General features: G+C 39.3%; 22 protein-coding genes. 10 read left to right on the top strand and 12 right to left on the bottom strand.

What is annotated here, in order from left to right; genetic code table 11:
- Positions 1 to 134 precede the first annotated feature (134 nt).
- From FCR06_RS02465 to FCR06_RS02460, 3 genes are all read left to right on the top strand, one after another.
- Positions 135 to 1,055, top strand: a complete 921-nt coding sequence (locus FCR06_RS02465; protein WP_138497523.1) for a histone deacetylase — start codon at positions 135 to 137, stop codon at positions 1,053 to 1,055.
- 553 nt (positions 1,056 to 1,608) lie between these two features.
- Complete coding sequence (locus FCR06_RS32355) at positions 1,609 to 1,746, top strand: hypothetical protein (RefSeq protein WP_180267350.1); 138 nt, start codon at positions 1,609 to 1,611, stop codon at positions 1,744 to 1,746.
- 174 nt (positions 1,747 to 1,920) lie between these two features.
- The gene (locus FCR06_RS02460) at positions 1,921 to 2,367 is read left to right on the top strand and encodes a tellurite resistance TerB family protein (RefSeq protein ID WP_138497280.1); all 447 of its coding nucleotides are present in this window, start codon (positions 1,921 to 1,923) and stop codon (positions 2,365 to 2,367) included.
- Between the two features lie 314 nt (positions 2,368 to 2,681).
- Here FCR06_RS02460 and FCR06_RS02455 read toward each other — a convergent pair whose 3' ends face one another.
- Positions 2,682 to 3,101 carry a hypothetical protein gene (locus tag FCR06_RS02455; protein WP_138497279.1) on the bottom strand — a complete coding sequence of 140 codons (420 nt, stop codon included), beginning with the start codon at positions 3,099 to 3,101 and terminating at the stop codon, positions 2,682 to 2,684.
- Between the two features lie 56 nt (positions 3,102 to 3,157).
- A complete protein-coding gene (gene cobU, locus FCR06_RS02450; RefSeq protein WP_138497278.1) occupies positions 3,158 to 3,706 on the bottom strand; it encodes a bifunctional adenosylcobinamide kinase/adenosylcobinamide-phosphate guanylyltransferase in 549 nt (182 codons plus the stop codon).
- Between the two features lie 389 nt (positions 3,707 to 4,095).
- On the opposite strand from cobU, the gene FCR06_RS02445 reads away from it, so the two are divergent.
- The 5 genes from FCR06_RS02445 (at position 4,096) to FCR06_RS02425 (ending at position 8,382) form a co-directional block, all read left to right on the top strand.
- The gene (locus FCR06_RS02445) at positions 4,096 to 4,902 is read left to right on the top strand and encodes a hypothetical protein (protein WP_138497277.1); all 807 of its coding nucleotides are present in this window, start codon (positions 4,096 to 4,098) and stop codon (positions 4,900 to 4,902) included.
- A 134-nt stretch (positions 4,903 to 5,036) separates the two neighbouring features.
- Entirely contained in the window at positions 5,037 to 5,969 is a 933-nt protein-coding gene (locus tag FCR06_RS02440) for a glycosyltransferase family 2 protein (protein ID WP_138497276.1), read from the top strand.
- A gap of 24 nt (positions 5,970 to 5,993) precedes the next feature.
- The gene (locus FCR06_RS02435; protein WP_138497275.1) at positions 5,994 to 6,947 is read left to right on the top strand and encodes a glycosyltransferase family 2 protein; all 954 of its coding nucleotides are present in this window, start codon (positions 5,994 to 5,996) and stop codon (positions 6,945 to 6,947) included.
- Between the two features lie 38 nt (positions 6,948 to 6,985).
- The gene (gene hpsU, locus FCR06_RS02430; protein WP_138497274.1) at positions 6,986 to 7,552 is read left to right on the top strand and encodes a hormogonium polysaccharide biosynthesis acetyltransferase HpsU; all 567 of its coding nucleotides are present in this window, start codon (positions 6,986 to 6,988) and stop codon (positions 7,550 to 7,552) included.
- Positions 7,553 to 7,893: 341 nt separating this feature from the next.
- Positions 7,894 to 8,382 (top strand): hypothetical protein, encoded by a 489-nt coding sequence (locus FCR06_RS02425; RefSeq protein ID WP_138497273.1) that lies wholly within the window; start codon positions 7,894 to 7,896, stop codon positions 8,380 to 8,382.
- Between the two features lie 82 nt (positions 8,383 to 8,464).
- Here FCR06_RS02425 and FCR06_RS02420 read toward each other — a convergent pair whose 3' ends face one another.
- The 4 genes from FCR06_RS02420 to FCR06_RS02405 form a co-directional block, all read right to left on the bottom strand.
- On the bottom strand, positions 8,465 to 8,863 hold the full coding sequence (locus tag FCR06_RS02420; RefSeq protein ID WP_138497272.1) for a nuclear transport factor 2 family protein: 399 nt from the start codon (positions 8,861 to 8,863) through the stop codon (positions 8,465 to 8,467).
- 111 nt (positions 8,864 to 8,974) lie between these two features.
- The gene (locus FCR06_RS02415) at positions 8,975 to 9,979 is read right to left on the bottom strand and encodes a zinc-binding dehydrogenase (RefSeq protein ID WP_138497271.1); all 1,005 of its coding nucleotides are present in this window, start codon (positions 9,977 to 9,979) and stop codon (positions 8,975 to 8,977) included.
- Between the two features lie 264 nt (positions 9,980 to 10,243).
- Positions 10,244 to 11,623, bottom strand: coding sequence for a glucose-6-phosphate dehydrogenase (zwf, locus tag FCR06_RS02410; protein WP_138497270.1), 1,380 nt, complete (start codon positions 11,621 to 11,623; stop codon positions 10,244 to 10,246).
- Positions 11,624 to 11,873: 250 nt separating this feature from the next.
- The gene (locus FCR06_RS02405; protein WP_138497269.1) at positions 11,874 to 12,668 is read right to left on the bottom strand and encodes an aspartyl/asparaginyl beta-hydroxylase domain-containing protein; all 795 of its coding nucleotides are present in this window, start codon (positions 12,666 to 12,668) and stop codon (positions 11,874 to 11,876) included.
- Between the two features lie 117 nt (positions 12,669 to 12,785).
- Here FCR06_RS02405 and FCR06_RS02400 point away from each other — a divergent pair, with 117 nt between their 5' ends.
- Positions 12,786 to 14,285 (top strand): amidohydrolase family protein, encoded by a 1,500-nt coding sequence (locus tag FCR06_RS02400; RefSeq protein WP_138497268.1) that lies wholly within the window; start codon positions 12,786 to 12,788, stop codon positions 14,283 to 14,285.
- A gap of 5 nt (positions 14,286 to 14,290) precedes the next feature.
- On the opposite strand, the gene FCR06_RS02395 is transcribed toward FCR06_RS02400, so the two are convergent.
- From FCR06_RS02395 to FCR06_RS02375, 5 genes are all read right to left on the bottom strand, one after another.
- Entirely contained in the window at positions 14,291 to 15,199 is a 909-nt protein-coding gene (locus FCR06_RS02395) for a DUF4437 domain-containing protein (RefSeq protein WP_138497267.1), read from the bottom strand.
- Positions 15,200 to 15,215: 16 nt separating this feature from the next.
- A complete protein-coding gene (locus tag FCR06_RS02390) occupies positions 15,216 to 15,515 on the bottom strand; it encodes a protealysin inhibitor emfourin (protein ID WP_138497266.1) in 300 nt (99 codons plus the stop codon).
- Between the two features lie 171 nt (positions 15,516 to 15,686).
- Positions 15,687 to 16,766 (bottom strand): M4 family metallopeptidase, encoded by a 1,080-nt coding sequence (locus tag FCR06_RS02385; protein WP_138497265.1) that lies wholly within the window; start codon positions 16,764 to 16,766, stop codon positions 15,687 to 15,689.
- Between the two features lie 582 nt (positions 16,767 to 17,348).
- Positions 17,349 to 18,065: a class I SAM-dependent methyltransferase gene (locus tag FCR06_RS02380; protein WP_138497264.1), complete on the bottom strand. Its 717-nt coding sequence runs from the start codon at positions 18,063 to 18,065 to the stop codon at positions 17,349 to 17,351.
- A gap of 31 nt (positions 18,066 to 18,096) precedes the next feature.
- Positions 18,097 to 21,102, bottom strand: coding sequence for a type ISP restriction/modification enzyme (locus FCR06_RS02375; RefSeq protein WP_138497263.1), 3,006 nt, complete (start codon positions 21,100 to 21,102; stop codon positions 18,097 to 18,099).
- Between the two features lie 438 nt (positions 21,103 to 21,540).
- Between FCR06_RS02375 and FCR06_RS02370 the strand changes: the two genes are divergently transcribed.
- The gene (locus tag FCR06_RS02370) at positions 21,541 to 22,737 is read left to right on the top strand and encodes a sensor histidine kinase (protein WP_138497262.1); all 1,197 of its coding nucleotides are present in this window, start codon (positions 21,541 to 21,543) and stop codon (positions 22,735 to 22,737) included.
- Positions 22,738 to 22,860: 123 nt separating this feature from the next.
- Here FCR06_RS02370 and FCR06_RS02365 read toward each other — a convergent pair whose 3' ends face one another.
- Positions 22,861 to 25,134 carry a RelA/SpoT family protein gene (locus tag FCR06_RS02365; RefSeq protein ID WP_138497261.1) on the bottom strand — a complete coding sequence of 758 codons (2,274 nt, stop codon included), beginning with the start codon at positions 25,132 to 25,134 and terminating at the stop codon, positions 22,861 to 22,863.
- Positions 25,135 to 25,236: the final 102 nt, after the last annotated feature.

The raw sequence follows: 25,236 nt of genomic DNA, 5'->3' as shown, positions 1-25,236 counted from the left end.
TTATCCCATAATCAAGTGCATAGTAAGATTGCAAATGCAAGTGCATCTAGTCAAGTAAGTTCAAAAACCAAAGCAGACTGCTATAGACAAGTAAGGATACAATGGCATTCAGTGTTGGTATTCTTTTTCGCCCTATGCTGCCAGTCATTTATTCCGACGAATTTTTAGATCATAAGACTGGAAAATACCATCCGGAAAAACCAGAACGGTTGACGGCGATCGCTAACGCTCTAAAAGCAGCTACGTTTGCAAATAAAATTGCATGGCGATCGCCTACACCAGCACTAGAGCAGCCAGAGTTAATGTCTTTGTTAGTTAAGGCTCACAGGCCAGCTTACATCAAAAAAGTCCGGGAAATTGCCTCTAGTGGCGGCGGCCCTTTGGACGGAGATACGCCAGTTTCAGAGCGCAGTTATGATGTGGCTTTGTTGGCCGTGAGTGCTTGGTTAGATGGAGTTGAGGCTGTATTAAAATCGGGTAATCCGGCTTTTGTACTGGCGCGTCCACCAGGACATCATGCCGAAAGTAGTGCAGGTATGGGCTTTTGCCTGTTTTCTAACGCCGCGATCGCTGCTTTTTTTGCCTTACAACAACCCCAAATTAATCGCGTCGCCATTCTCGATTGGGATGTACATCACGGTAATGGTACTCAAGCAATAGTTGAAGCCGAGCGACAAATTGCCTATTGTTCTCTACATCAGTATCCATGCTATCCTGGTACCGGCAGAGCAACTGAACGCGGCTTTCACAACAATGTGTTGAATTTACCGATACCTCCTGGTAGTGATATTGCAGTCTATCAGCCGTTATTTGAAAAAAAAGTAGTGCCGTTTTTAGCTAACTTTAGCCCAGATTTACTGATTGTCAGCGCTGGTTATGATGCCAATGCAGCAGATCCTTTGGCAAGTATCAACTTGCAATCAGAAGATTATGGTTTGTTTACCGATTATTGTCTAGGACTAACTCGTAAAATTCTCTTTGGCTTAGAAGGTGGCTATGATTTTGATGCACTTTCTCAATCGGTTCTAGCCACGATTGAACATTGTTTACTTTAACCCTACCTGAATCACAACATTTCTTTACATTGAGCAGGTGCGAGCGCCTGTCAACAGCTTTCACTGGTTTAGGGAAAAATAACGTCTTTTTATTTGATAACAATTTTGGGATTTTATTTTTTCTCAGTGTAAGCTCGGAATGATTGATTGACTACCTTTTGTATATGCACTGAAATAGATGCATATAAATAGTAATTTTTTCAGTAAATTTTCTCAAATATTTTCTGGAAATTTCATAAGATAGGCTATACAAATTGGCTGTTTGTGAATATTTAGTTTTTTGGCTATTTTTAATTTCATTGAGGAATTTAACAACGATATTTACGTAAATTTAAAGTGTCACAAGCTTTGTTATAATTTTAACCTCAGTAATTTCTTTGACAAATCCTCTAGAAAATTCATCAAATCTTCAAAAATAAAAAGTTTGGGCAGTCTTCTGAAAGAGCTAAAGTTTTGTTAAGATGCAATTGCTAGCATTTTTTGCACGAAATTCACCTATCACCATGTGGAGAATTAAAAAGTACTAGCAGTACAAAGTTAAGAAGGTGAAGCAATGACCACCTACATTTTTTTCGATGAAGCCCTACGAATGCTGACCAACGCTTTTTTAATATCAGCAATACTGTTAATAGCAGCTTCTGGTATAGGTTTGGCAGTAATTGAAACAATAGAAAAGACAGGAGAACGTTAACACAGATACCAGTGTACTTATTGCCAAAAACCATTGGGTACAAGTGTTCGCTGTGAAGCAATTTTGGGAACACTAAACTATAAAAGTCTCGCAGCGTTGCAGTCTTACCTGAAAATCCAGCAAATACACAGGTAGCTGTATCGCTTTTGAGACCTTAAATAAGGAGTTACTACAATGGGTCTATTCGATACTGTGTTGGTTACAGGAAGTCAAACCCAACCAGTACTAAATCCAGCGGAAGCTTTTGCTGTTATAGTCTTGACGGCAACAGCCCCAGACGGTAACCTTTCCGTCGAGCAAGCAGATTTTATCACTTGTGTGCTATCTCGAACAAAACTTTTTAAAACCTATCCTTATGAGATGACAAAAAGTCTGTTCGATAAAATCTTATCTATTTTCCAAGGGGATCATTTTAATAATTTATTTAATGCTGCCAAAGATTCTCTATCTCAAGACTTGCGCGAAACAGCTTTTGCAGTAGCTACAGATTTAGTCTTGGCTGAAGGTATAGTAGCTGAAGAAGAAAAAAACTTTTTAAATGATTTATATCAAGCTTTAGGCGTTTCCAGTGAAATAGCAATACAGATTATACAAGTAATTTTGATTAAAAATCGAGGGTAGGAAAATAGAAAGTATTCCCAAGTTTAATTACATCAAATATAAACTGCTAAGAAATAAACTATGCCAAAGAAGTTCAGCTTTTTTGGCATTAATTTTTTGATTCTTCGTACTGTTCTTACCTTAACTTATTTAATAAATTGGCAATCTCACTTTGTATAAATGATTTAGGACTCCGATAGCAATCTAATTTAATTAAGTGAAAAAATACCCTACAACTTAAGGTGAGTGACAAGAGATAACAGGTAATTAATTTTTCCTTATTGACTATTGCCTATATGATCAAAAACTGTCAGATTCACAAATTGGTTGTTAGTTTATACAATATTATTCGACAACCGATCGCGAATGATTTGAAGTTGCTCTTGAGTTTTAATTGGAGCTCGTGGTCTTGGTAATTCGGTATTAGGCCAGGTGGGTAAATCATTGCAGGGACATGACGAAGGTGGCATTCCCAGATTTTTTATAGGTATCAGCATTGTGCAGCGACAGCAAGACTCCATATCCCATGCCGATGTCAGCAATTCGCTAATGGTTTGCTCTGTACCCTCCAAATAACAGTCACTAGATTCTGGAGAGAGAATTTTTTGCCAGCATTGTTCAAATTCTTCGCTATAGTGATCGCCATCTAGCACTCGTTGAGGCAAAATAGTTGCCTTGCCGTTGCCTACGATTACTCTTTTACCCAGTTGAAACCAGTAGGCAAGATATGCTTTAACTTCTTGTTTGGTAGCCATAGCATAATTTTAGATTTTAATGAGGATATTTCGCAGGTTAAATGTTTAATTTGGAATTAAAACTTTGGCGTCGGCAATGGTGAACCAAGAAGACTAAGATTGAGAACATGACCGCCAGTGATTAAATAAACAGTATCACATAAAGTACCTAGCTGTCGCACTAAAGAACCCAGGCGATCGCGGAACGTCCTGCCAGTGGGATAAGCGGGCACTACACCCCAACCCACTTCTTCTGCTACAAACAGCATATCAGCAGCCACCAGATCTACTGTCTCTAATAACTCTGTAAGGATATTTTCCCAAGCTTGGTCGTCTTGTTCTAAGAGATTAGCTACCCAAGTTCCTAAAGAATCAACTAACACACAGCTATGGGGTTTGGCATCAGCAAGGGTAGCAGACAGTTCCACAGGTACAGATAGAGTTACCCAGTCTTGAGGACGACGTTTTTGGTGTTCTAAAATGCGTTTGTGCCATTCTCGATCATTTGGGTTATCAGTAGCTGTTGCCACGTAAATAACTGCTTTACCCGACTGCATGGCCAGAGTTTCTGCCCATTCACTTTTACCACATCGGGCTGGGCCTGTTACTAAGACGACTTTACCCAAATTTATTTCCTAAGTATTTTCACAATATGGCTACGCTTGCAGTTTATCATCACAGCAGTACTTAGTGTTGAATCTTGAGTACCGAATCCTCAATCCCTATTATTTAAGGAATTTCACTCAAAACTCGGCATTACTAAAGGCAGTTTTTTATTTCATAAGTTAAGATTTTTGATTTTAAATAACTTTTAAAAGATAAAATCAGCACCAGCATCATGGAAAATTAATAATTATAGTAGATTTCAAGTTGGTGAAGTAAAGAAACTAAGTCTGGTAGCTGGGGATAAAGCCTGTTTTACTTGTGACTTAGATAATTCACCAATTCTGCTGTATCTTTCAACTCGGGATTCAAACCCCACTGATAACCAGATAGCACACTATAGGATATGTTTATGAAACCAGGCTTAAAACGTATTGAAGCAACTCTACACGATTTAGGGACTCGTGGCACTGATACTGAGGAAGTAGGAGATTCAACCAAACGGCCTTTTTCTTTTAGAATCAGCGTCAATGCTAACGAACCGACAAAAAGCACACAGCAGAGTCCATATAAAGAAGATAGTGAAGTTAAAGCACAAGGACAAACAGCTGACCTTAGCGTCGATACTGAACAAAATTTATTTCGCCACCATGACTCTGTGCAAACCTTTCAAGCAGAAGAGAACGGTGGCAAAACACCCAGCCTACCCAAGTTCAAAACTCCTAGCATCAGTAGCCATCGCCACGGAGCAAATCCAGGCTTAGCGATGAATCTACTGCAAGAAATTCAAGAAAGCGTCGCTACTTGGCAAATAGAACTACAAAATATTTTGCAGCAAATCCAAGATATTTATTTAGAAGGGCCAATTGTCAATGGTTGGTTAGAATCCAATGCTCAGGAACCGGAACTAGGAGGAACTGCAACACTCCGCCATGCAGAAATTGACCGCTTAATGAACTACGTAGAAGAAATTTGTGCCAGTGGTGGAAAAGTATCCTATCAATCGTCTAGTACTAGCTATCGCCTCTGCGGTGTAGACGATTCTGGTAAAGTTTGGTCGCGTCCATGTCCAGCAGATCAGGTTCCCAATGTTAGCATAGCGATCGCTCGTTACCAAAAGTTACGTCAACTGCTAGGGCGTAAGCAAACTTTGGAAACCCGTCTGGCTCAACTGGCTCAAAGTCTTGTAGTTTTACATAGTCATATTCAACAAACATGAAGTTTTAAAGATTTTTTCCGAAAAAACTCGGTTGGTGGGTAGATAAATTTTGGTTTAAATTAACAAAGAGTAAATGTGCATTAGATTTATATTTTAATCTCTAATCCCAAATCTCTAATTCCAAATTTAAATCTATGCCAGATATCCAAATCTCTGCCATTATCTGTACCCACAATCGAGATGCCTACTTAGGGGCTGCAATTGATAGTCTTTTAGCGCAGGATTTCGCTGCTAATTTTGAAGTTGTAGTAGTTGATAATGGGTCTAGCGATCGCACGCGTGAAGTAGTAGAAAAAAGAATTGATAATCCTCGCCTGAAGTATGTCTTTGAACCCACTATCGGTTTATCTGTTGCCCGCAACACGGGTGCGAAAGTAGCTAGTGCTAATATTCTGGCTTATCTGGATGATGATGCCGTTGCAAGCAAGGGCTGGCTGCAAATTTTATATTTTGCCTATTACAATAACTCTAAACTAGCGATCGCAGGTGGCAAAGTCACTCTCCTGTGGCCTGAAGGAATCCAACAACCACGGTGGCTATCTCCAGGACTAGCTGCAAATCTGGGTGCATACGATTTGGGTGACAGTACCATCTATATAGAGCAACCCGGCTCAACACCGAGAGGCTTAAATTACTCCATCCGTCGCAGTTTCTTAGAAGAAATTGGCGGTTTCGATCCTCATCTTGGTCGAGTGGGGAAAAATCTCTTATCTAACGAAGAACTACAAATGACTGAATTTGCCTTACAACGTGGTTGGCAAGTCGCTTATCTTCCCGAAGCACTAGTTGCTCACAATGTTGCTCCAGAACGCCTCCAACGCTCTTGGTTTTTAAACCGAGGCTGGTGGCAAGGTATTAGCGAGTGCTATCGAGAACAACTCGCTGGCAAAGCTGGTATTGCTCAGTTGCAACGAGGCGGCGAACGATTTTTGCGTGGCTTGTATAAGGCATTGCAATATTTCTTTGACCCAGCAGAACGGTTTGATAAACTTGTGTATGCTTACGGTCAGATTGGCTATTTAAATGCCGCTATTCAAGGTCTTTTATCAACATCAAATAAGAAGTAATCAATATCATAAATTATACTCAATATGTCATCTAAAATACCAGTTTCCGTATTAATTCCAGCGAAAAACGAACAAGTCAACTTGCCAGCTTGTCTCGCTAGCCTCAGCAAAGCAGACGAAATATTTGTAGTCGATTCTCAAAGTACTGATAATAGTGTTGAGATTGCTAAAACTTATGGAGCAAATGTTGTCCAATTTAAATTTAATGGGCATTGGCCTAAAAAGAAAAATTGGTCTTTAGATAATCTACCTTTTCGTAACGAATGGGTACTAATTGTAGATTGCGATGAACGCATCCCTCCCGAACTTTGGGAAGAAATAGAACAAGCAATTTGTGACGATGAATATGCAGGTTATTATCTCAATCGCCGAGTATTTTTCTTAGGAAAATGGATTCGTTATGGTGGGAAATATCCAGATTGGAATTTACGTTTATTTAAACATCAAAAAGGACGCTACGAAAACCTACATACCGAAGATATTCCCAACACTGGTGACAACGAAGTTCACGAACATGTAATTTTGCAGGGGAAAGTCGGGTATCTTAAAAATGATATGCTCCACGAGGACTTCCGTGACCTTTATCACTGGTTAGAACGACATAACCGTTATTCAAATTGGGAAGCTCGTGTTTATTATAATATTCTTTCAGGTGAAGATGATAGCGGCACTATTGGCGCGAATTTATTTGGTGACGCAGTGCAACGCAAGCGCTTTTTAAAAAAAGTATGGGTACATTTGCCATTTAAACCGATTTTACGATTTGTTTTATTTTATTTTATTCAACGCGGTTTTTTGGATGGCAAAGCAGGATATATATATGCACGTTTGCTAAGTCAATATGAATATCAAATTGGGGTTAAACTTTACGAATTACGTAACTGTGGTGGTCATCTAAATACTGCAACTACACCAAAGCAAGCAGATGGGGAGATGAGGGAGATAAGGGAGATGAGGGAGATGAGGGAGATAGGGTGATGGGGAGATAGCGGAGAAAAATTAATGACTAATGACTAATGACTAATGACAAACCTTTCGTAGATTTACGTAAATATGACCAATCTGGATTTGATCGCGGGCGTCCGGGTTGGTATATTTTATTATGGTGGGTTATACAAGCGATCGCCTTTCCGCTGACTCCTCAACCGTTAAATATTCTACGTTGTACTCTACTACGATTATTTGGCGCTCGTATTGGTAAAGGCGTATTAATTCGACCCACCGCCCGTTTTACTTACCCTTGGAAAATTACTATAGGCAATTACAGTTGGATTGGAGATAACGTAGTTTTATACAGCCTCGATCAAATTAACATCGGTGAACACTGCATAATTTCTCAAAAAAGTTATCTCTGTACTGGTAGTCATGATATCCAAGACCCTGCCTTTGGTTTGAAAACAGCGACCATCACGATTGAAAATGGCGCATGGGTGGCGACAGATTGTTTCGTTGGCCCAGGAGTAAAAATTGGGGCTAATGCTGTGATTGGCGCTCGTAGTAGTGTTTTTACTAATATGCCCTCTGGGCAAGTTTGTTGGGGAAGCCCCTGTCGTCCAAATAAAGTCCGGATAAAGCTCGATTGAGATTGATGACTGATAAGAGATTTCTAGAGAATAAATTATCCCTCTTGTGGGGTAGGCAGGAAAGCCCGCCCTGAATATAGGACGGGTGAGGACATCCATCCCACAAGAAAATTTGGGATATTTTTTTATTTGTCAGTCCTTTACAAGTAGTATTTCAAGTCATTAGTCATTGCTCATTTGTCAAAGCCTCCCCCATACTCCCCATCTCCCCATTTCCCCTTATCCCCAGAGGGGGTCCCACCTTCTCCATCCTCCCCATCTCCCTCATCCTTCTCATCCCCAAATCCCCATCCCCAATGAGTGATAATATGTTTTCATGGCTGCCCTAATCCTTGCTATTGATGAACAAATTATTGGATGAAACGCTGTCAATCAAAGTTGCTGAACGCATAAACAGCAGAGCTAGCACTCCGTTTGATAATGCTTACAAAGCAGCATTGTCCACTGAGGGAGCAAAATATGTTCAAGGATTTTTAACTTTTGTTGGAAAGCCATACAGACCGATTGAACACAGTTGGATTGAGCTAGGCGATGGTTCCAGCAATGACTCTCCAGTACGCATTATCGATCCTACATTACCCCACTTGAAAAAAAATCCTCAACAACTTTGGTATTTTGCTGCACAAAAGCTAACAGTGAAAAAACTCAAAGCCATCATTGAAGAATCAAAAGAAGATTATCCAGAAGACGATCCGTTACCTATCTATGGAGACCCACCTTACGAATATTATGGTGACGTAATGTTAGGTGGTAAAGACTATCTAGCAGCATATCAAGCAGCAGAAGCTAAATGTAAAGAAATCAATGAACTTAACCCTGAAAGGAACTAACAAAAGTCAATTAAATAATTCGTAATTCGTAATTCGTAATACTTGCCAAAGGCGAGAAGCAAGCTACGTAATTCGTAATTATTTAATATGATTTTCCATCGCTACCAAAATATTCTCGATAACCACAAATTTGGTTTCCACGCACATCAAAGGAAACCGCTACCCGATTTTTGTAAGGCTGTCCAAACAAAGGTCCCTCATCACGAAATTCAAAAACAGCCGTTGTTTCATTGCTAGTAACACGGTCTAGATTAGTCAACTTCAAACCAGGACTGAAAGATTCAGAAACATACTCGAAAAATTCTCTTGCTCGGTCTTTTCCCTGATTTAAACCGTGGAATTTTCCCATAGGAAACCAAAGAGTAAAATCTTCTGTGAGCATATCTAATAATGCTTCCCACTCTCCTGTTGCCATACCATGCGTCAGATTCTCAAATGCCTGCTGAGCAACTTTTAAAGTATTTTCTGACTCTTGTGTCATTCTGATTCGCCTTTAATATTTAAGTTTTATACAATTTTGCTTTTTAAGTTATAAATTTATCACCATTAAAGGTTATTTATAGAGTATTAAATGTACAGCAATTATTGATAACTAAAATCTGACAATTACTTTACCGCAATTTTGACCACTAAGCAAATATTCGACAGCAGCCGGAATGGATTCTATGCCGTTAAACTGAGTTGGGTCAATAGCAACTTTTATCTTGTCAGTATAGAACAAATTTAATAGGCGATCGCGTGCCTTTACCATATATTCTTGATAATGAGGCATGAGAAAACCTCTCACAGAAGCTACTTTCCAAAATAGCTGGTGATAAAGGCGTGGTTGTGTAATTTGTTCGATATTCTTTGCGTATTCAGAAATAAAACCAACCACTACTAACCGACCGCGCACTGCCAAGTTTTCAACGCAGGTATCAAATACGTCTTTGCCTACACATTCAAAAATGAGATTAATCCCGTTGGGATATTCTTGCTTGAGGACTTGATTGAGGTTTTCTGTGCGATAGTTGATAATGCGATCGCACCCTAATTCTCTCAATAACTTTGCCTTCGCCTCAGAACTACAAGTTCCAATCACATGATTATTTGCGAGTTTTGCTAATTGCACCGCAATATGACCAGTTCCCCCTGCTGCTGCTGTCACTAAAACCACTTCATTACTTTTCATCTCTCCCACTTGTTCCAATGCAACCAAAGCTGATACACCTGTAGGTATTAAGGTTAGTACCTCTGGCGTTGCTTGTTGCACCTTCAAAGCTAAATTTGCATCGATAACCTGATATTCTCGATAACCACCACGTATGGTAGTTACTACAGCATCACCAATTTGAAAATCTTGAACATTTTCACCCATAGCGATAACTTCTCCCACAGCTTCCACACCTAAATCAAAGGGAGGCATTAAGTTGACATAGGGAACCTCCCCACGACAAAGTAAGGTATCAAAGCCACCGTTAACGCCAGCAAACTTGTTTTGAATTAAAAGTTCACTAGCAGCAGGTTTTGAAATAGGAATTTCAACAATTTCAACGGCAGATTTAAAATCTTGGTTAATTTGCTTTGCTATTAATTTTTTGTAAGTTTTTAGGTTCATTCCAAACTTTAGGTTTAGCTTATTCATCAATTATTATTTTTCATGTCAGTCAGTATTGGACTTTGATAAAAAAGCTGTGTTCCTGTAAATATTGACTTTGTTAGCGAATTGCGATCGCTATCCTCAAAGCTTTGAGATGTCGTAGCGTCTCACCCCAGAAATTGCGGTTTATATGAATTAGCCAACCAGCTTCTTTTTATCCAAAGTCCAAAAAGTGCCTGAAATAGAAACAACAACAAGTTTTAAATTTTTGAGTAATATATGCTACTCTTTTGCCAAAGGATTATACCAGCGATCGCTTGGCAAGAGCAGTTTATCTGACTCAGGCGGGCCCCATGTATTTGGCTCATACTCGTAAACGGGTGTAACGTTATCGAGAATTGCCTGGACAATTCGCCATTCCTCTTCTACGGTATCTTCCCGTACAGACAAGGTGGGATCGCCTCGCATAGCATCACCCAATAAACGTTCATAGGGTTCCATCTCGTTGCCACCTCCGTAAAAGGACAACAGTTCAACCGCAGAGCCGCTCATGTCTTCTCCAGGGATTTTGGCACGAGTACCCAATGCCACAATTACCTCCGGCTCTAATAAAAAACGAACATAATTAGTGTTTTCTTTTCCTTCTTCCTGGAACACATCTAGAGGTGGACACTTGAGCTTGACCATGACCTCAGTAGTTTTAACAGGCAAGTTCTTCCCAGCCCTGATGTAAATAGGAACTCCTGACCACCGCCACGTATTAATAAAGAACCGCACAGCAACAAAAGTTTCTACTTGGGAATCAGGAGAAACACCTTCTTCGTTGCGGTAGCCGCAAAATTGACCGCGAATAATATCATCGGGTTGCAGTGAAGGTATAGCTTTGAGAATACGCTCTTTTTCATCCCGAATCGCATCAGCAGCGGTACTGCCAGGAGCATCCATGCATACTGAAGCTAATACTTGCAGCATATGGTTTTCCACCACATCCCGAATCGCACCAGTCTCCTCATAGAAGCGCCCCCTTCCTTGAATGCCAAAGTTCTCTGCCATGACAATCTGGATGCTTTCAACATAGTTGCGATTCCAGATTGGTTCGAGAAAAGAGTTGGCAAACCGAAAATAGAGTAAATTCAGCAGTGGCTCTTTACCCAGGTAATGGTCGATGCGATAGATGGATGATTCGGGAAAAACTGATGTTACAACTTTATTTAATTCGCGTGCTGATTCTAAATCCCGTCCAAATGGTTTTTCAATTACCACCCGAGCATTTTTAGCACAGCCTGATTCGCCCAATCCTGCCACGACTTGTGCAAACAGGCTCGGTGGAATTGCCAGATAGTAAAGGGGATGAGTTGCATCACCAAGGGCTTGACGTAATTTCTCGTAAGTTTCTGGTTTGTTGTAGTCACCTGAAATGTACTGGAGTTGTGAGGAAAGTTTCTCAAATGCGACTTGATCTACACCACCATGATGTTCTAGGCTATCACGTACCCTTTCCCTAAGTTGATCTGTTGTCCAAGATCGTCCGGCAACGCCAATTACTGGGACATTGAGATTATCCCGCCGTACCATTGCCTGAAGGCTGGGAAAGATTTTCTTGTAGGCCAGATCGCCTGTTGCCCCAAAAAATACCAGTGCGTCTGAATCAGGAGTTCCCATGACTAACCTCTTTAGGAATATAACTTTTTCATGATGGCCGCTCATATCGTTACCTTGCAGCCTTAAATTGTGAAAAATCACCAGATACTAGGACTTACTCTTACTGACCTTGAGTAAGTATTGGTAATATTTTTTATATTTAAATAATTTTCCCTCAATTGAGTAAAATTTGCTATTTTGTTTTCTCTGAATCCCTGCCATTATCTCGTCTGGATTACTTTACTCAGGCAGTGTAGAGATAAAATTAAGCTTATAAAGCTTTATCCCACTTTAACTGATGAGCTAAACCATACTTAATAAAATCTTCTTCTTTAGCTTTATCACTTTTACCAAAAACACCTAAGCTGTAAGGATTATCTTGCATACGTTGTATGACTTGTTCTTTTTCAAATTGGATAACTTCTTCTCTATATTTATCCGGTTTAAAAAAGTCTATAACTAATACAGTTCTGTCATAATTCGTGTAATTATGCGGACAGTGTGGATAGCTATGATCTAAAACCAAAAATTTTCCTTCATGCCAATAAAGCTGCTCGTGGCATATCTTCATAGCCACATCTCCCTCTGGTACAATCAATCCTAGATAACCACGATTCATATGAGGGTTATAGTTTACATGTAGCTTGATATCCAAGCCGGGATGGAATGTACCAAAATACACATTTCTGATGATTTCATCATCACTAAAGTTAACTTTTTCTATTACTTTAGCTAAATTTAAAAAATATTTTTCTCTTAAGGCAAGTGCTTTTCCTGATGCATTATCTGCTTCATAATCAGGATATTGTATTTGATGTATTTGAATATATTTTTCAATAAAAAGACCTTGAAATAAAATACCAAAAGCACTGTATTTAGAATTTCCCTTCGTTTTAATTGTCTTATTTTTGGGACCGAGAATATCGTAAGTAAATTTAAACTCCTCATTAGATGCATTTTTCACAAAATGTGTAAACTCATCTCTAATCACTTGCCAATTATCTTGAAAGCTTTTGAGAAAAGGAAATTGCTCTGGGTTTAGATGATATTCATTAAAGGTTTCCATTGTCTTTTCTCCTGAAGATAATTTAATAAAAAACCGTTATATAATGATGGGATTTGGTCTTCGTCCTGATTCGATGTTGGAATTCCGGACTAAACTCATTTTAGTGTGAGGTCTACTATGTCTGAAACTCCCGTATTAGATCGAGTTATCAAAAATGTGCGGGTAGTTCGTCCCCATCAAGATGCAATCGAACTACTTGATTTAGGAATTAAGGATGGAAAATTTGCTCAGATTGCCCCTAATATTAGCCCAGACACAGCTAAAGAGGTATTTGATGGCAAAAACTTGCTGGGCTTTCCTGGGGTTGTGGATGCCCATATGCACATTGGTATCTATCAACCCCTCGACAAAGATGCTGTGACTGAAAGCAAAGCAGCGGCAATGGGAGGCGTAACTACTAGCTTAAATTACATTCGTACAGGGCAGTATTATCTCAATAAAGGTGGTTCTTATCAAGATTTTTTTCCAGAGGTGTTAGCGTTATCCGCAGGCAATTTTTTTGTAGATTATAGCTATCACGTTGCACCTATAGCTAGCCAGCATATCGATGAAATACCTGTTTTGTTTGAGGAATACGGGATATCTTCGTTTAAAATCTTCATGTTTTATGGTGGATATGGGTTGCATGGTTTGTCAGACCAGCAAAACCTGTTTTTAATGATTAATAAAGAGGAACGCTACGATTTCGCTCATTTTGAGTTTATTATGCGTGGTCTAACTCGCTTGATGGCAGAACATCCACAAGCGCGAGATACTATCAGTTTGAGTTTGCACTGTGAAGTTGCAGAAATTCTCAACGCCTATACCAAAATAGTTGAAACTGATTCTAGTCTTAGCGGACTACACGCCTATAGTGCAGCACGTCCACCTCATTCTGAAGGGTTAGCAATTTGCATTGCAGCTTATTTGGCACACGAGACTAACTGTGTAAATATCAATTTGTTGCACTTGAGTTCGCGTAAGGCAATGGAAGCAGCTTTGACTATGCAAACTGCTTTTCCTCATATCAATTTTCGACGAGAGGTTACTGTCGGACATTTATTATTAGATGTCGATACTCCCAATACAATTTGGGCAAAAGTAAATCCTCCTATTCGTCCCCGTGCTGATGTGGAATATTTATGGCAAGCAGTACTTAATAATCAAGTAGATTGGATAGTTAGCGACCATGCTTGCTGTTCTGCGGAACAAAAAAGAAGGGCAAAACAACCGAATAATATTTGGTTAGCGAAGTCTGGTTTTGGCGGTACAGAATATTTACTTTCTGGTGTATTTAGTGAAGGTAGTAAGCGGGGAATGTCTTACAGTCACATGGCTAAGTTACTATCTTGGAACCCATCGCGGCGCTTTGGGTTGTTAGAGAAAGGTGATATTGCCATTGGTTATGATGCTGACTTGGTATTGGTAGATCCTAATGAAAGCTTTGTGGTACGTGCGGCTGAGTCGGAGTCACAACAAGGTTATACACCTTTTGAAGGAGTAGAGTTAACTGGACGGGTGAAGAGTACCTTTTTGCGGGGAAATCTTATTTACAACAATGGACAGGTTTTGGGTTCGCCAACTGGACGTTATTTAAAAAGACCTTCTAGTAATCCTTACGGAAACATTGATGCTTAAAAAGCCTATGCGTCTTCAGCTGCATATGACAAGACTGTTCCAACTTGTGATAAATCCCTATCAACTCTGACAAAGAACAAACCGCCATCGTCCGTTGTGTGTTTAGGAAGAGTGCTAAAGCTAGGACAATAGCCAAAGTGGTCTTTTGCAAAACTGTAATTTCCTATATCACAGTATCCAACTAAACCATATGCTTCTTCGTTATAAGATTGAATCATTTGATACTTGCCATCGTAATGTGGCAAGATAGCAAGCAACCATACTCCACCGCCGTTACTATCTTTTCTGAGGTACTTTTTTTTAGATACCTCAAATTGAACTGTATCTGTCTTGCCCCACGGTAGCAATTTGCTATCCAATGCTGGAATGAAGTCATGCAATCTAGCATCTGGATGATCGTTTATTGCATTTTTATACTTCAACGGAACTGGGCCATTCTCCATCCAGAGGATTTCTGTTACCTCATCACCTAACGCTTTCCAAGGCCCTACTCTCACTCCTGCGGGGATAAAAGAGTAGCCATGCTTATTTAATTGCCACTCACCTAATTGAATTGCACCCCTAAGTACAAAAATCTCTAAATCGGCAGTAAAAAAGCCAGAAGGCGCTTCAAACTGAGGCGGTAAAACTACTTTTGAAGTAGATGCACCACTATCATGCCAAGTCAGTAATCGACGGCTTCCAGGTGCTACATTTTCTGGCATTCCACTTACTCGCCACCCATGCTCTTCTGGCACAGTATTTATTTCAAAAAAATGATACTGACGAGGTACGTACTCTTTGGAGATTGCTGTGCGCCTTCCTGACAGGTTCATGCGCCCTCTACCGTCTCCACCCCAATCCTCTTTTACAGATGCTAGATGCAAAAAATCACTAGCTTCTTGTTCGGGTGCAGAGTTATATTTATTTTCCATTAACTTCTGGAGCAAATTACCTTTTTTGTGCTGAATTTTGTAGCCATTCAATCAGGGGTCTTAAGGTTCCTGGCAATACTGACTCGCTGACAATCACCGTGTGGTGCTTATCGTTATCTTCCACTGTTAATTTATATTGAAAGCGATCGCTCTGGGGATTAGGCGAGGTAATTTGTTCAGGTAGCCTAAAAAAATCAGCAGCTTCCACTAGTCTCTTAAGGGTATTAGCTTCGTTTGCTGGGAGTTCAGATGTATCAACCGTTGTTTTCTTGCTAATTCCAGCAAAGCCGCCTGTGCGTTCAAATGATATCCGCATTTTTTTGCTGTTTGTTGTGTTATTTAGCTGGGAGAAATGCAAAGAATGGGAGATGAGAATTCTCACCTCCCAGTTTAGCAACAACAACTAGCATGGCTAAAAGTAAACTTAGGAGTTAAAGTTTTTTCTCAACTCCTCACTCTTGTACAGACGCGATTAATCGCGTCTGTACTAAATAACCCCTACCTTTTGCCAAGCGTTCTGCACGGCTTTCTGCTCATTACTGTCATTACCGTAAAGTTCGCCAGCAATTTGAATCGTGACATTGGCAGCTTTTTTAAAATCTGCTTTTGCACGCAGGCGATCGCGCAAAGCTATGTACCATATTTTACCGACTTTTTCCCAGGCATAACCGCCAATCTCGGTAGCCGCTAAATAAAAGGCATAGTTAGGGATGCCTGAGTTGATATGCACCCCACCGTTATCATCAGTACCAGTATACTTATCTTTCATGTGCCCAGGTTGGGGGTCTTTACCCAGTACTGAGTCATCGTATGCTGTTCCCGGTGCTTTCATCGAGCGGAGGGCAATACCTTTGACAGTTGGGGCTAAAAGACCTTCTCCAATTAGCCAGTCTGCCTCTTGTGCAGTTTGATTTTTGACTTTTTGTTTCACCAAGGAGCCAAAAACATCAGAAAAGGATTCATTGAGTGCCCCTGATTCGCCATAATACAGTAACCCTGCTTCATACTGAGTGACACCATGAGTTAGCTCGTGTCCAATTACATCAATTGATGCTGTAAAGCGTTGAAACAGTTCTCCGTCGCCATCACCATAAACCATTTGGTCGCCGTTCCAAAAGGCGTTATCGTATTTGACGCCATAATGCACGGTAGAATCTAAACGCAGACCTTTGTCATCAACGGAATTGCGATCAAATATCTCATAAAACAAGTCATAAGTAGCACCAGCAGCATCATAGGCTTCATTTACTGCTATATCACTGCTGAGAGGGTCTCCCTCAGCACGTACCACTGTGCCAGGAAGTTGCTGCCCACTTTTAGCATCGTAAATCGTGCGGCGCTTCTCACCCGGAGAAGGTGCAAAAGAAATATTACCTACGATGTTTCTCCGTCCCAGAAATTGTGCCGAAATATTTAATGTATGAAAAGCCCAACTCCGCTGCTGGGAATTTCCATTCACTACGACATTTTCCAGCATGTGTGGCGGGACAATACAACAAATCGGGCATCTAGAGTAAAGTGGATGCTCATGCTTAAACCGGGCTGATTTCTTTTTATTTCGAGCCATCCAAGATATTCTCCTTTTGAAACTAAGTGATGGCGAGTGGCTTTAACCACACTTTTAAAAAAAGTAGAAAAATGAATCCAAATCCTGTGCCCCTGGTGTCTTTTTGTTAGTAAATTTTCTACTTTATATATTCAGATAAGTCTGTTGAGTATGCATAGTACCCTTATGGGGTACTTTTGCTAAAGAAACAAGTTCTTTGTTTAATCTCCTAAGTAAAGTCAGAAAGTTTTACTTAGTACTCAGAACTCGAAATTCCTTACTCTTTCTAGACCTGATGCGTTTATATAATAGTTCTTTTCAAAGTAAATAATATTATTTATTGCCATTTTGTTACTATCTGACTCCTATTTAATTATTACAAAGCTATGTATAACTTGAAGAGTCTTGTTAACTGTTGCTTATTGCCTATCTATCCCAATTGCACTGCACGAAGCGCACTACGCAAATAAGTTCAAAAATTAAAGCTGATTGCTATATTATTACTTAATAATTTGTGAATAATAAAATTCCTGACTTTTTAAATAAGTCAGGAATTTTAACTTTTTATTAAATCTAAATCCGGACATTCAAAATCTAAAGTTTTTACAGCCAGCCACCAAATACAGTTAAACCGTAATATTTCCAAGGTACTGCCACTGTCTTAAACCCAGCTGTAGTTAACATCTGTAAATGGGTATCTAAAGTAGCTACCTGGTTTTGACTGGAGTAACCTTGAGTACTACTGGTGCCGCGTTTGGCGTGAATCTCTGTCAAATTAATTCCTTCTTGAACTGCCCATTTCTCACGTGCCGCTTGGTAAACTTCTGCTAAAGCTGGTGATTCTGGTAAAGTAGGGTCTGCATTCCAAAAACAGCCGTCTTGAGTAAGGCTAGTAGCAATTCGCTCAAATAACTTCAATTTCATCTCATCCTGAAGATGGTGAATTGCTAAGGATGAAACACAAGCATCAAATTTGCTAGCAATATCCAACTTCTCTGGATTATTTGCCCAGTCACCAAAGTCTGCTTCTATACCAGTCCATCGTTGTTGATATCCTGCTGCTGCGATTTTCTCTTGGGCAAATTGTAGCATTCGAGGCGAGTAATCTAAGGCAATTACTTCAGTATCTGGATGGCTGTTGAGTATTTTGAGACTAAGTTCGCCTGTGCCACAACCTAATTCTAAAATACGTCCAGTTGTCGAAGGCAGACAACGGGTAATTACCTCTAACATCTCATCGTATCGTGGTAACAGTTGGCGAATACCTGTGTCAAAATCAGCAGTGTTAGCGAATACTTCTCCAGGAAATACATTTTGCATGAACCTATCCTACTAAAAAATAGCAAATCGATTACAACACCTCAATCTGTTGAATAATCTGCATTGTTTCCACGCTGACTGTGCAGACTCTTTGTAGTAAATCTATTACCTCTTCTTTATAATCTGCAAAGTGATATGTATTGAATTTTTCGGCTATTGTCGGGTCTTTAGGTTTCTTTTCTTTGTATTGATTTAAAATCCATTCTAAAGCACAACGGTTGCCGAGGCGATATTCCCAAGCAATTTTGGGGATACCTTCTAGAGTGGTAACATCATCTAAAATAATGGTTCCATTGGCTGGATCAGTTTTGAGTTTTGCCTTTGGTATCCTATTTTTAGTGAGAGGTAAATCAATTCGTTTTAAAGGATAAGGTTCGACAGTTTCATAATTAATGTGCAAATCCATCAACTGTTTACCCCAGTTAACCCATTGGTGAAAGTCATCATAGAAGGGTAGGCGGGGAAATTCTCGTTTTAGGTTGAGTTCGTATTTGATGCGATAGGCGGGATTGTGTAAGACAGCGTAGGTGTAGTGGAAAATATCTAATTTGCTAATTGTCGAGTCCTTGTAATGAATTTGGAATTGGGTTAATCCCCAGTCGGTGATATTGTCGATGCGGTTTCCGTCTTTGTCGTAGCGGTAGAGGGGAAGGCATTGAGAATCTCCTGTTAGGTGCAAGTCAATTAATAAGTTGCTCCCTAAGCAATGGAATGGTTTAGTATTTCCCAAAGCTGAAAAAGCTATATATTTGTTCTGTAGATCATTTCCATTAAAAATATCAAACCATTGATATGTTCTGCCATTGAAGTGCTTGTCAAAGTATAAATACTGCTTGTAAAAAGGTCTAGAGAGACTTGATTTGATACTACTTGCTTTAAAATCTTTTTTTATTCCTCTTTTCAAGTAGCTTTTTAAATCTTCATCCCATTTGATTTCTTGTGAAAGTTCTTCAAAATCTTGAATAACCAATTGTTTCTGATAAACTTTTATACAAAAATTCATTCTTTCCGCTAAATTTTGATCTGATAAATCATAAACCCATTCATCTCTTTGGGTTGCAATTCCTCTAGAAAATAACTTAAAAACTGCTTCCTGTACTTTGCCAGCTTTTACATCTTTATCAACTAATGGTAAAAGATGATCGAAATCATTATCTGTCTGGTTAATCCAGTTATGATTTTTATCTGGTGTAATATGTTCAAAATGAATATCACTAAATTTAGTTTCAGCTAAAAATTTTAATTTCGTTTCTGCTGTATCAAAATCAGGGCGACGATTGTAGAATATTTTACAAGGTGTACTGTTGCTGCTCTCCCTTTTGACCATCAATATAATAGCAACACCAGCTTGTATAMCAAAAACATTATGTGTAGTTCCTGATATTTTCGGATTTTTCCTAACGTCTCCATGCAAATCAATAATATAAATATGACTAAACTCATCAGCTACAATTTTTCTAAAACCATCAAATGTCCTAGGGTCAATAAATGATGAGTTAGTGATAAATGCTAAAATGCCATTTTTGCTTAATCTATCAGTTGCCCAACGAATAAAACGAGTATACATATCATAAACAACAATTTTATTCTGAGCTTTACTATATTTAATGTAAGTATTTTTTATAAGCTTATCTATTGCTCCATAAGAACGATTAGAATTATTATCATTAAAATTATCTTGTTTTGCATTATATGGAGGATTACCAATAATGACTGATATCTTACTTTCGTTTTGCCGTTTAATTCTCTCCGTGTTTTCTATACTAATAGAGAACAAATCTAATTGCTTGCCTGCAAATGATGTATGCTCTAACGTATCGACAAAACAAATATTTTCAAACTCTTGATATTCACCCGTTTTTTGTTTATAGGTGTATTCAATGTTTAAATTAGCGATATAATAAGGTAAGATCGCTACTTCGTTGCAGTGAATTTCATGCTTATATTTATATTCCAGACTATTTTTAGGTAAATAATCGATTAATTCAGTGATAAAAGTACCCGTACCGGTAGCTGGATCTAAAATTTCTACATCTTTATCAGCAAGTATTTTACCAAAATGTTTATGGGTTAAATAATCTACACTTTCAATCATGAAGCGCACGATTTCATTTGGTGTATAGACAATACCTAGCCTGTCAGCCGCTTTAGGATTATATGCTTTATAGAAATTTTCATAAAGCGCTTTTAAAAACTTCTGCTTTTCATGGTGATTGTAGATATTTGCAGCAGTTCTTCTGATAACTCCATAGTAACGCTCAATCGTACCAAGAGTATTCTTTCTAGTACTACCTGTAAAAAAGGTATCTATCACCCCTTTTAATTCACGAGCAATGTTATTTTCTCGATGAAATTGAGATTCGTTGAAGATGCTGATAAAGATGTCTTCAGTTAAAATATGCTGAATCATCATTTCTCTAACATCGAGCAAAGTTACTTCAGGATTAATAGATTCTTTGCAGATATCCCAAAATTTAGCTCTTGCTGTTTGAAAAGCTGCATTTGTTTTGATTTGATTATCAATTAAGTCACGCAAAGCATTTAAAACAGTTGGTAAGTCTTGCTTAAAAGTTTCAATTGCTTTACGAAAATCTTTAACTTCTGGGCGAACATAATTTATAAAATATGTAATTATTCCATCCAGGGCGTCAGCATCTTTCATTGGGACGCGCATGGTTTCTTGTCCACTCTGAATTAAAACTGCTGTTTGCGAGTCTTCAAACAAAATATTACTATCTGGGTAGCCTTTTATGAGCTTTTTCTCAATTTCTTGATCTAAATTGTCATATTCATCTTTACTTTCCCAGTATCCCCAATCCAAACGCAAAGCATCTTTAACAGTGCCATCTGGATAAACAAGTTTGCCGCTGGGTGTTTTATAATCTAGTTCGGGAATAAGTCTAAATTCTCTGGGTTTGCAATATTCGTTGACTAAGTTTTGAAATGCAACCCGAATTGATGTTTCTTTACGTGAACCGCCATATTGGATAATTCTTTCTACTTCTGTATGATATTGAGTAACCAGAAGTTTAGACATACTTTATTAAACTTTTATATTTTTTAGGTCATGCTCAATGTATCCTCGGTAAAAAAATTACAGATTGCTGATAGCACGGATTTTCTCTACAGTAGTATTTATATACTACTGTAATGATACTGATGTAAATATTTGCAAATTATAATTCTATAAAAAGTAGAAATATTATATGTTTTATACCTATTAATAAAGTCAGAGAAATAAAATAATAAGAAACTTAAAGGTGTTAATTTATCTTACTCTGTAGACAAAATCTACTTGGTTAAGCGATCGCTTTTACCTTAACGATCGAATAAGGGAATCAGCATTGAAATTACAATCAATCAACCGACTTTTCACTAACCTCCATCTTGTGTCAGTTGCAAACTTGACATCAAATGAACTAAGCTAGCTTTAGCGCAAGGGGCTTCGCGCTGACAGTCTTTGGTTGGGCAAAAGATGGATTTTAGTCAGACTTTAATTGCAAAAAGTGATGCCATTCTTCATAAATGGGTAGAAGCAGTTTACGAAGATGAACAAATTGAGGCTACTCAAGAACTTACTTTCAACGCTGTACGGGATAGCTTACCCCGCATTTTAAAAGCATTAGCAACAGTACTTTCTGAATCTGCAACTAGCGATTTACAGACAGTAGTAGATGCAAGTTTGGAACACGGTACACTTCGCGCTGAACAGGGATTTGAACCAGAGGAAATTGCGCGAGAGTATCGTTTACTGCGGTTTGTGATTTTTTCGTTTTTAGAAGAAGATTTATTGCAAGGATCTGCACAAGAAGTGCTAAGGGCTGTTCGCCTGATTGATACAGTAATTGATGAAGCGATCGCTCGATGCTTTAATAGTTATACTCAAGGACGATTACAAGAACTCAAACAACTCCAAAGTCAGTTGCGGTTGACTAACCAAGAGCTAACTCGTTTAGTTCGCGCTACTAAAGAAAACCTCTCTCATTTGGCTCATGAGTTGAAGACGCCTTTGACTTCAATTATCGGTTACGCAGACTTATTTTTGCGCCAGCAGCGTCAACAACCAGAACTTAAAGACACCTATGCAAATCTTGAAAGTATCGAGCGAGTTCTCAAGAGTGGTAGACTTCTTGTGCGGTTGATTAACGATACTCTGGAAATTTCGCGTTATGATGCCGGACAGATGAAATTGCATCCTGCTCAAACCGATGTGCGTAGTTTAATCAACTCTGTTTTAGAAATGATTGAACCACTAGCGTCTGGAAAAGAATTATCCTTGGTTGTTGAATGCGAACGCGCCCCAAGTCAAGTTAACACAGATCCTCTTCGGCTTCAGCAAATTGTGACAAATCTGCTGAGTAATGCAATTCGCTATACAGAATCTGGTTCAATTCATTTGGAGTGCTGGACGGTATCTCCACAGCAGTGGGCTATCTCCGTTACTGATAGTGGTATTGGTATTTCTTTGGATGCTCAAACAAAAATCTTCAATCCCTATTTTCGTGAAGTAACCGATTCAAAAGTGCAAAAATCTGATGGTACGGGATTAGGTTTAGCAATAGTGTCCCGCCTGGTTCAGTTAATGCATGGTGAAATTAAAGTAGATTCACAGTTGGGGAAAGGGTCTACATTTACAGTCATTTTGCCATTAGAAGCGATTGCTCAGGTATGATTATCGCTTTGCTGCAATTTAAAATTTAAAACTTAAGAGTAAAATTACAATTTAAACTGGTGCGTTAAAGTAATGTAACGCACCCTATCAATTATAGGAACATACTATAATTTTCTACTCTTACTACTCATCAATTTGACCAACACGGCGGATATTCAAAATGTCGCTCATTTTCTTAATTTGAATAAATACTTGCTCTAGTTGAAAGCGATCGCGTATATCTATTCCTAAATCCATCAATGCAGGTTGACCAATTGCAGTTTTCACTTGGGCATGGCGGACATTGATTCCCTGGTCACTCAACCGTGATAATATATCTTTTAGCACTCCTACGCGGTCAAGTGCTTCAATTTGAATATCCACTGGGTAAGTTTGCGGACGACCGCTGTTTTCGGATACTGGATTCCATCTAACTGGTACTAGGCGCTCATACTCGACATTTTCCAGATTATGGCAGCCTTGACGATGGATTGAAATTCCCCTACCTCGCGTCACTACACCAATAATTGCTTCACCAGGAATTGGGGTACAACACTTAGCTAGATGATACACCAAACCTTCTACGCCAATAATCGGGGAATCTGCGGAGCGAGATATATTTGGAGGCGCATCTCGCAAAGCTTTTGCTGTGGATGTTGGTTCTTTGGGAAGAAATGGCGGTACAGTTGTAACTGGTTGTTGTGCCTTTACCACTTCTCGCCAACGATTTAGTACTAAATTTAACGTCACTTCGCCGTAACCTAACCCAGCCAGTAAATCTTCCACACTGTGGTAGTTACACTTTTCAGTGACAATCTGCATTGCATCGGACTTTAAAAGACTATCAAAACCAGTTTTACCAAGTTCCTTTTCTAATAATTCTCGTCCACGGGCGACATTTTCTTCCCGGCGCGATCGCTTGTACCATTGTTTAATTCTATACTTCGCTGCTGAAGTTCTCACAAAATTCAACCAATCCAAACTCGGATGGCAGTTCTTTTGCGTAAGAATCTCCACAATATCGCCATTTTGCAGCCGCGTTGAGAGAGGTACCATTCGTCCATTCACCCGCGCCCCTGAACAGTGATTTCCCACTTCTGTATGAATGCGATAGGCAAAATCTATGCTTGTAGATCCAGGACTTAAAGGCACAACATCCCCCTTAGGGGTGAAGACATAGACATCATCTTCAAATAGATTGTCTTTGACGCTATCAAGATATTCTTGAGCGTCTTTAAGATCCGTTTGCCATTCCAGCAGTTGCCGCAGCCAAGTAAATTTGTCATCTGTTGCTGTCAAATGGCTAATGCTAGAACCTCCTGTTTCTTTATACTTCCAATGAGCGGCAATCCCATACTCGGCGACATGATGCATTTCTATCGTCCGAATTTGGACTTCCAAAGGACGACCAGTCAAACCAATGACTCCAGTATGCAACGACTGGTAACGATTAGGTTTTGGCAGTCCAATATAGTCTTTAAATCTTCCAGGAATTGGGCGAAAAGCATCATGAACTACAGCCAACGCTCGATAGCATTCTTCATTGGTTTGAACAATAATCCGCAAAGCTGCCAAATCATAAATTTCGTGAAATTCCTTTTGCTGCCGCTGCATTTTTTGGTAAATACTATAAAGATGCTTGGGGCGACCGCTAATATCTTGGCAGTGAATCCCGGCTTGCTGCAAACGCTGCCGTAAAATATCTGTAGATTTGACTAGCTTTTCTTCTCGTGCGGTGCGTTTTTCCGAAACATGCTGCTGAATTTCTCGGAAAGCTTCTGGTTCCAAATATTTAAAAGCTAAATCCTCTAATTCCCACTTAATTCGCCAGATACCCAAGCGATTGGCTAAAGGTGCAAAGATATCTCGTGTTTCCTGGGCACTGCGGCGGCGGCTGGCTTCAGACATGTATTGTAAGGTTCGCATATTATGCAAACGGTCTGCCAACTTCACCACAATCACTCGAATATCTTGGGCCATTGCCAAAAACATCCGCCGGAAATTTTCCGCTTGGCTTTCGGTTTTGCTGGTGAAATTGATTTTAGAAAGCTTGGTGACACCTTCCACCAATTGACGCACTTCTGGGCCAAAGTGTTCTTCGATTTCTTCTATAGTAACTTCTGTATCTTCAACTACATCATGAAGAAATCCAGCTGCTATCATAGCAGGACTACCTCCCAAGTCCCGCAGCAATCCTGCCACAGCAATGGGATGAGCAATGTATGGTTCTCCTGATTTGCGGTATTGACCTTGATGTAGTTGGTAAGCAAATTCAAATGCTCGACCAATTAAGACTGCATCATTATATTTGCGGCCATCTTCCGCTTGGCCGCTAGTTGTAGATGACTGCTTCAAACATTTCTTTAACCATTCCGGAATGGCAAGATCAACTGATGAATTAATAGCTATGCTGCTCATACAATTGGGTCTTAAGGGGCTCGGTAGATAAATTAGAAATATACAAAACTGGCAGCATCACCATCAGAAGATGCTATTGCCACCAGATGGGTGGAAAAACAG

The sequence above is a fragment of the Nostoc sp. PA-18-2419 genome (genome assembly GCF_005869855.1).
In the GTDB taxonomy this organism is placed as follows: domain Bacteria; phylum Cyanobacteriota; class Cyanobacteriia; order Cyanobacteriales; family Nostocaceae; genus Nostoc.
This window is presented reverse-complemented; position numbering and strand designations above follow the sequence as displayed.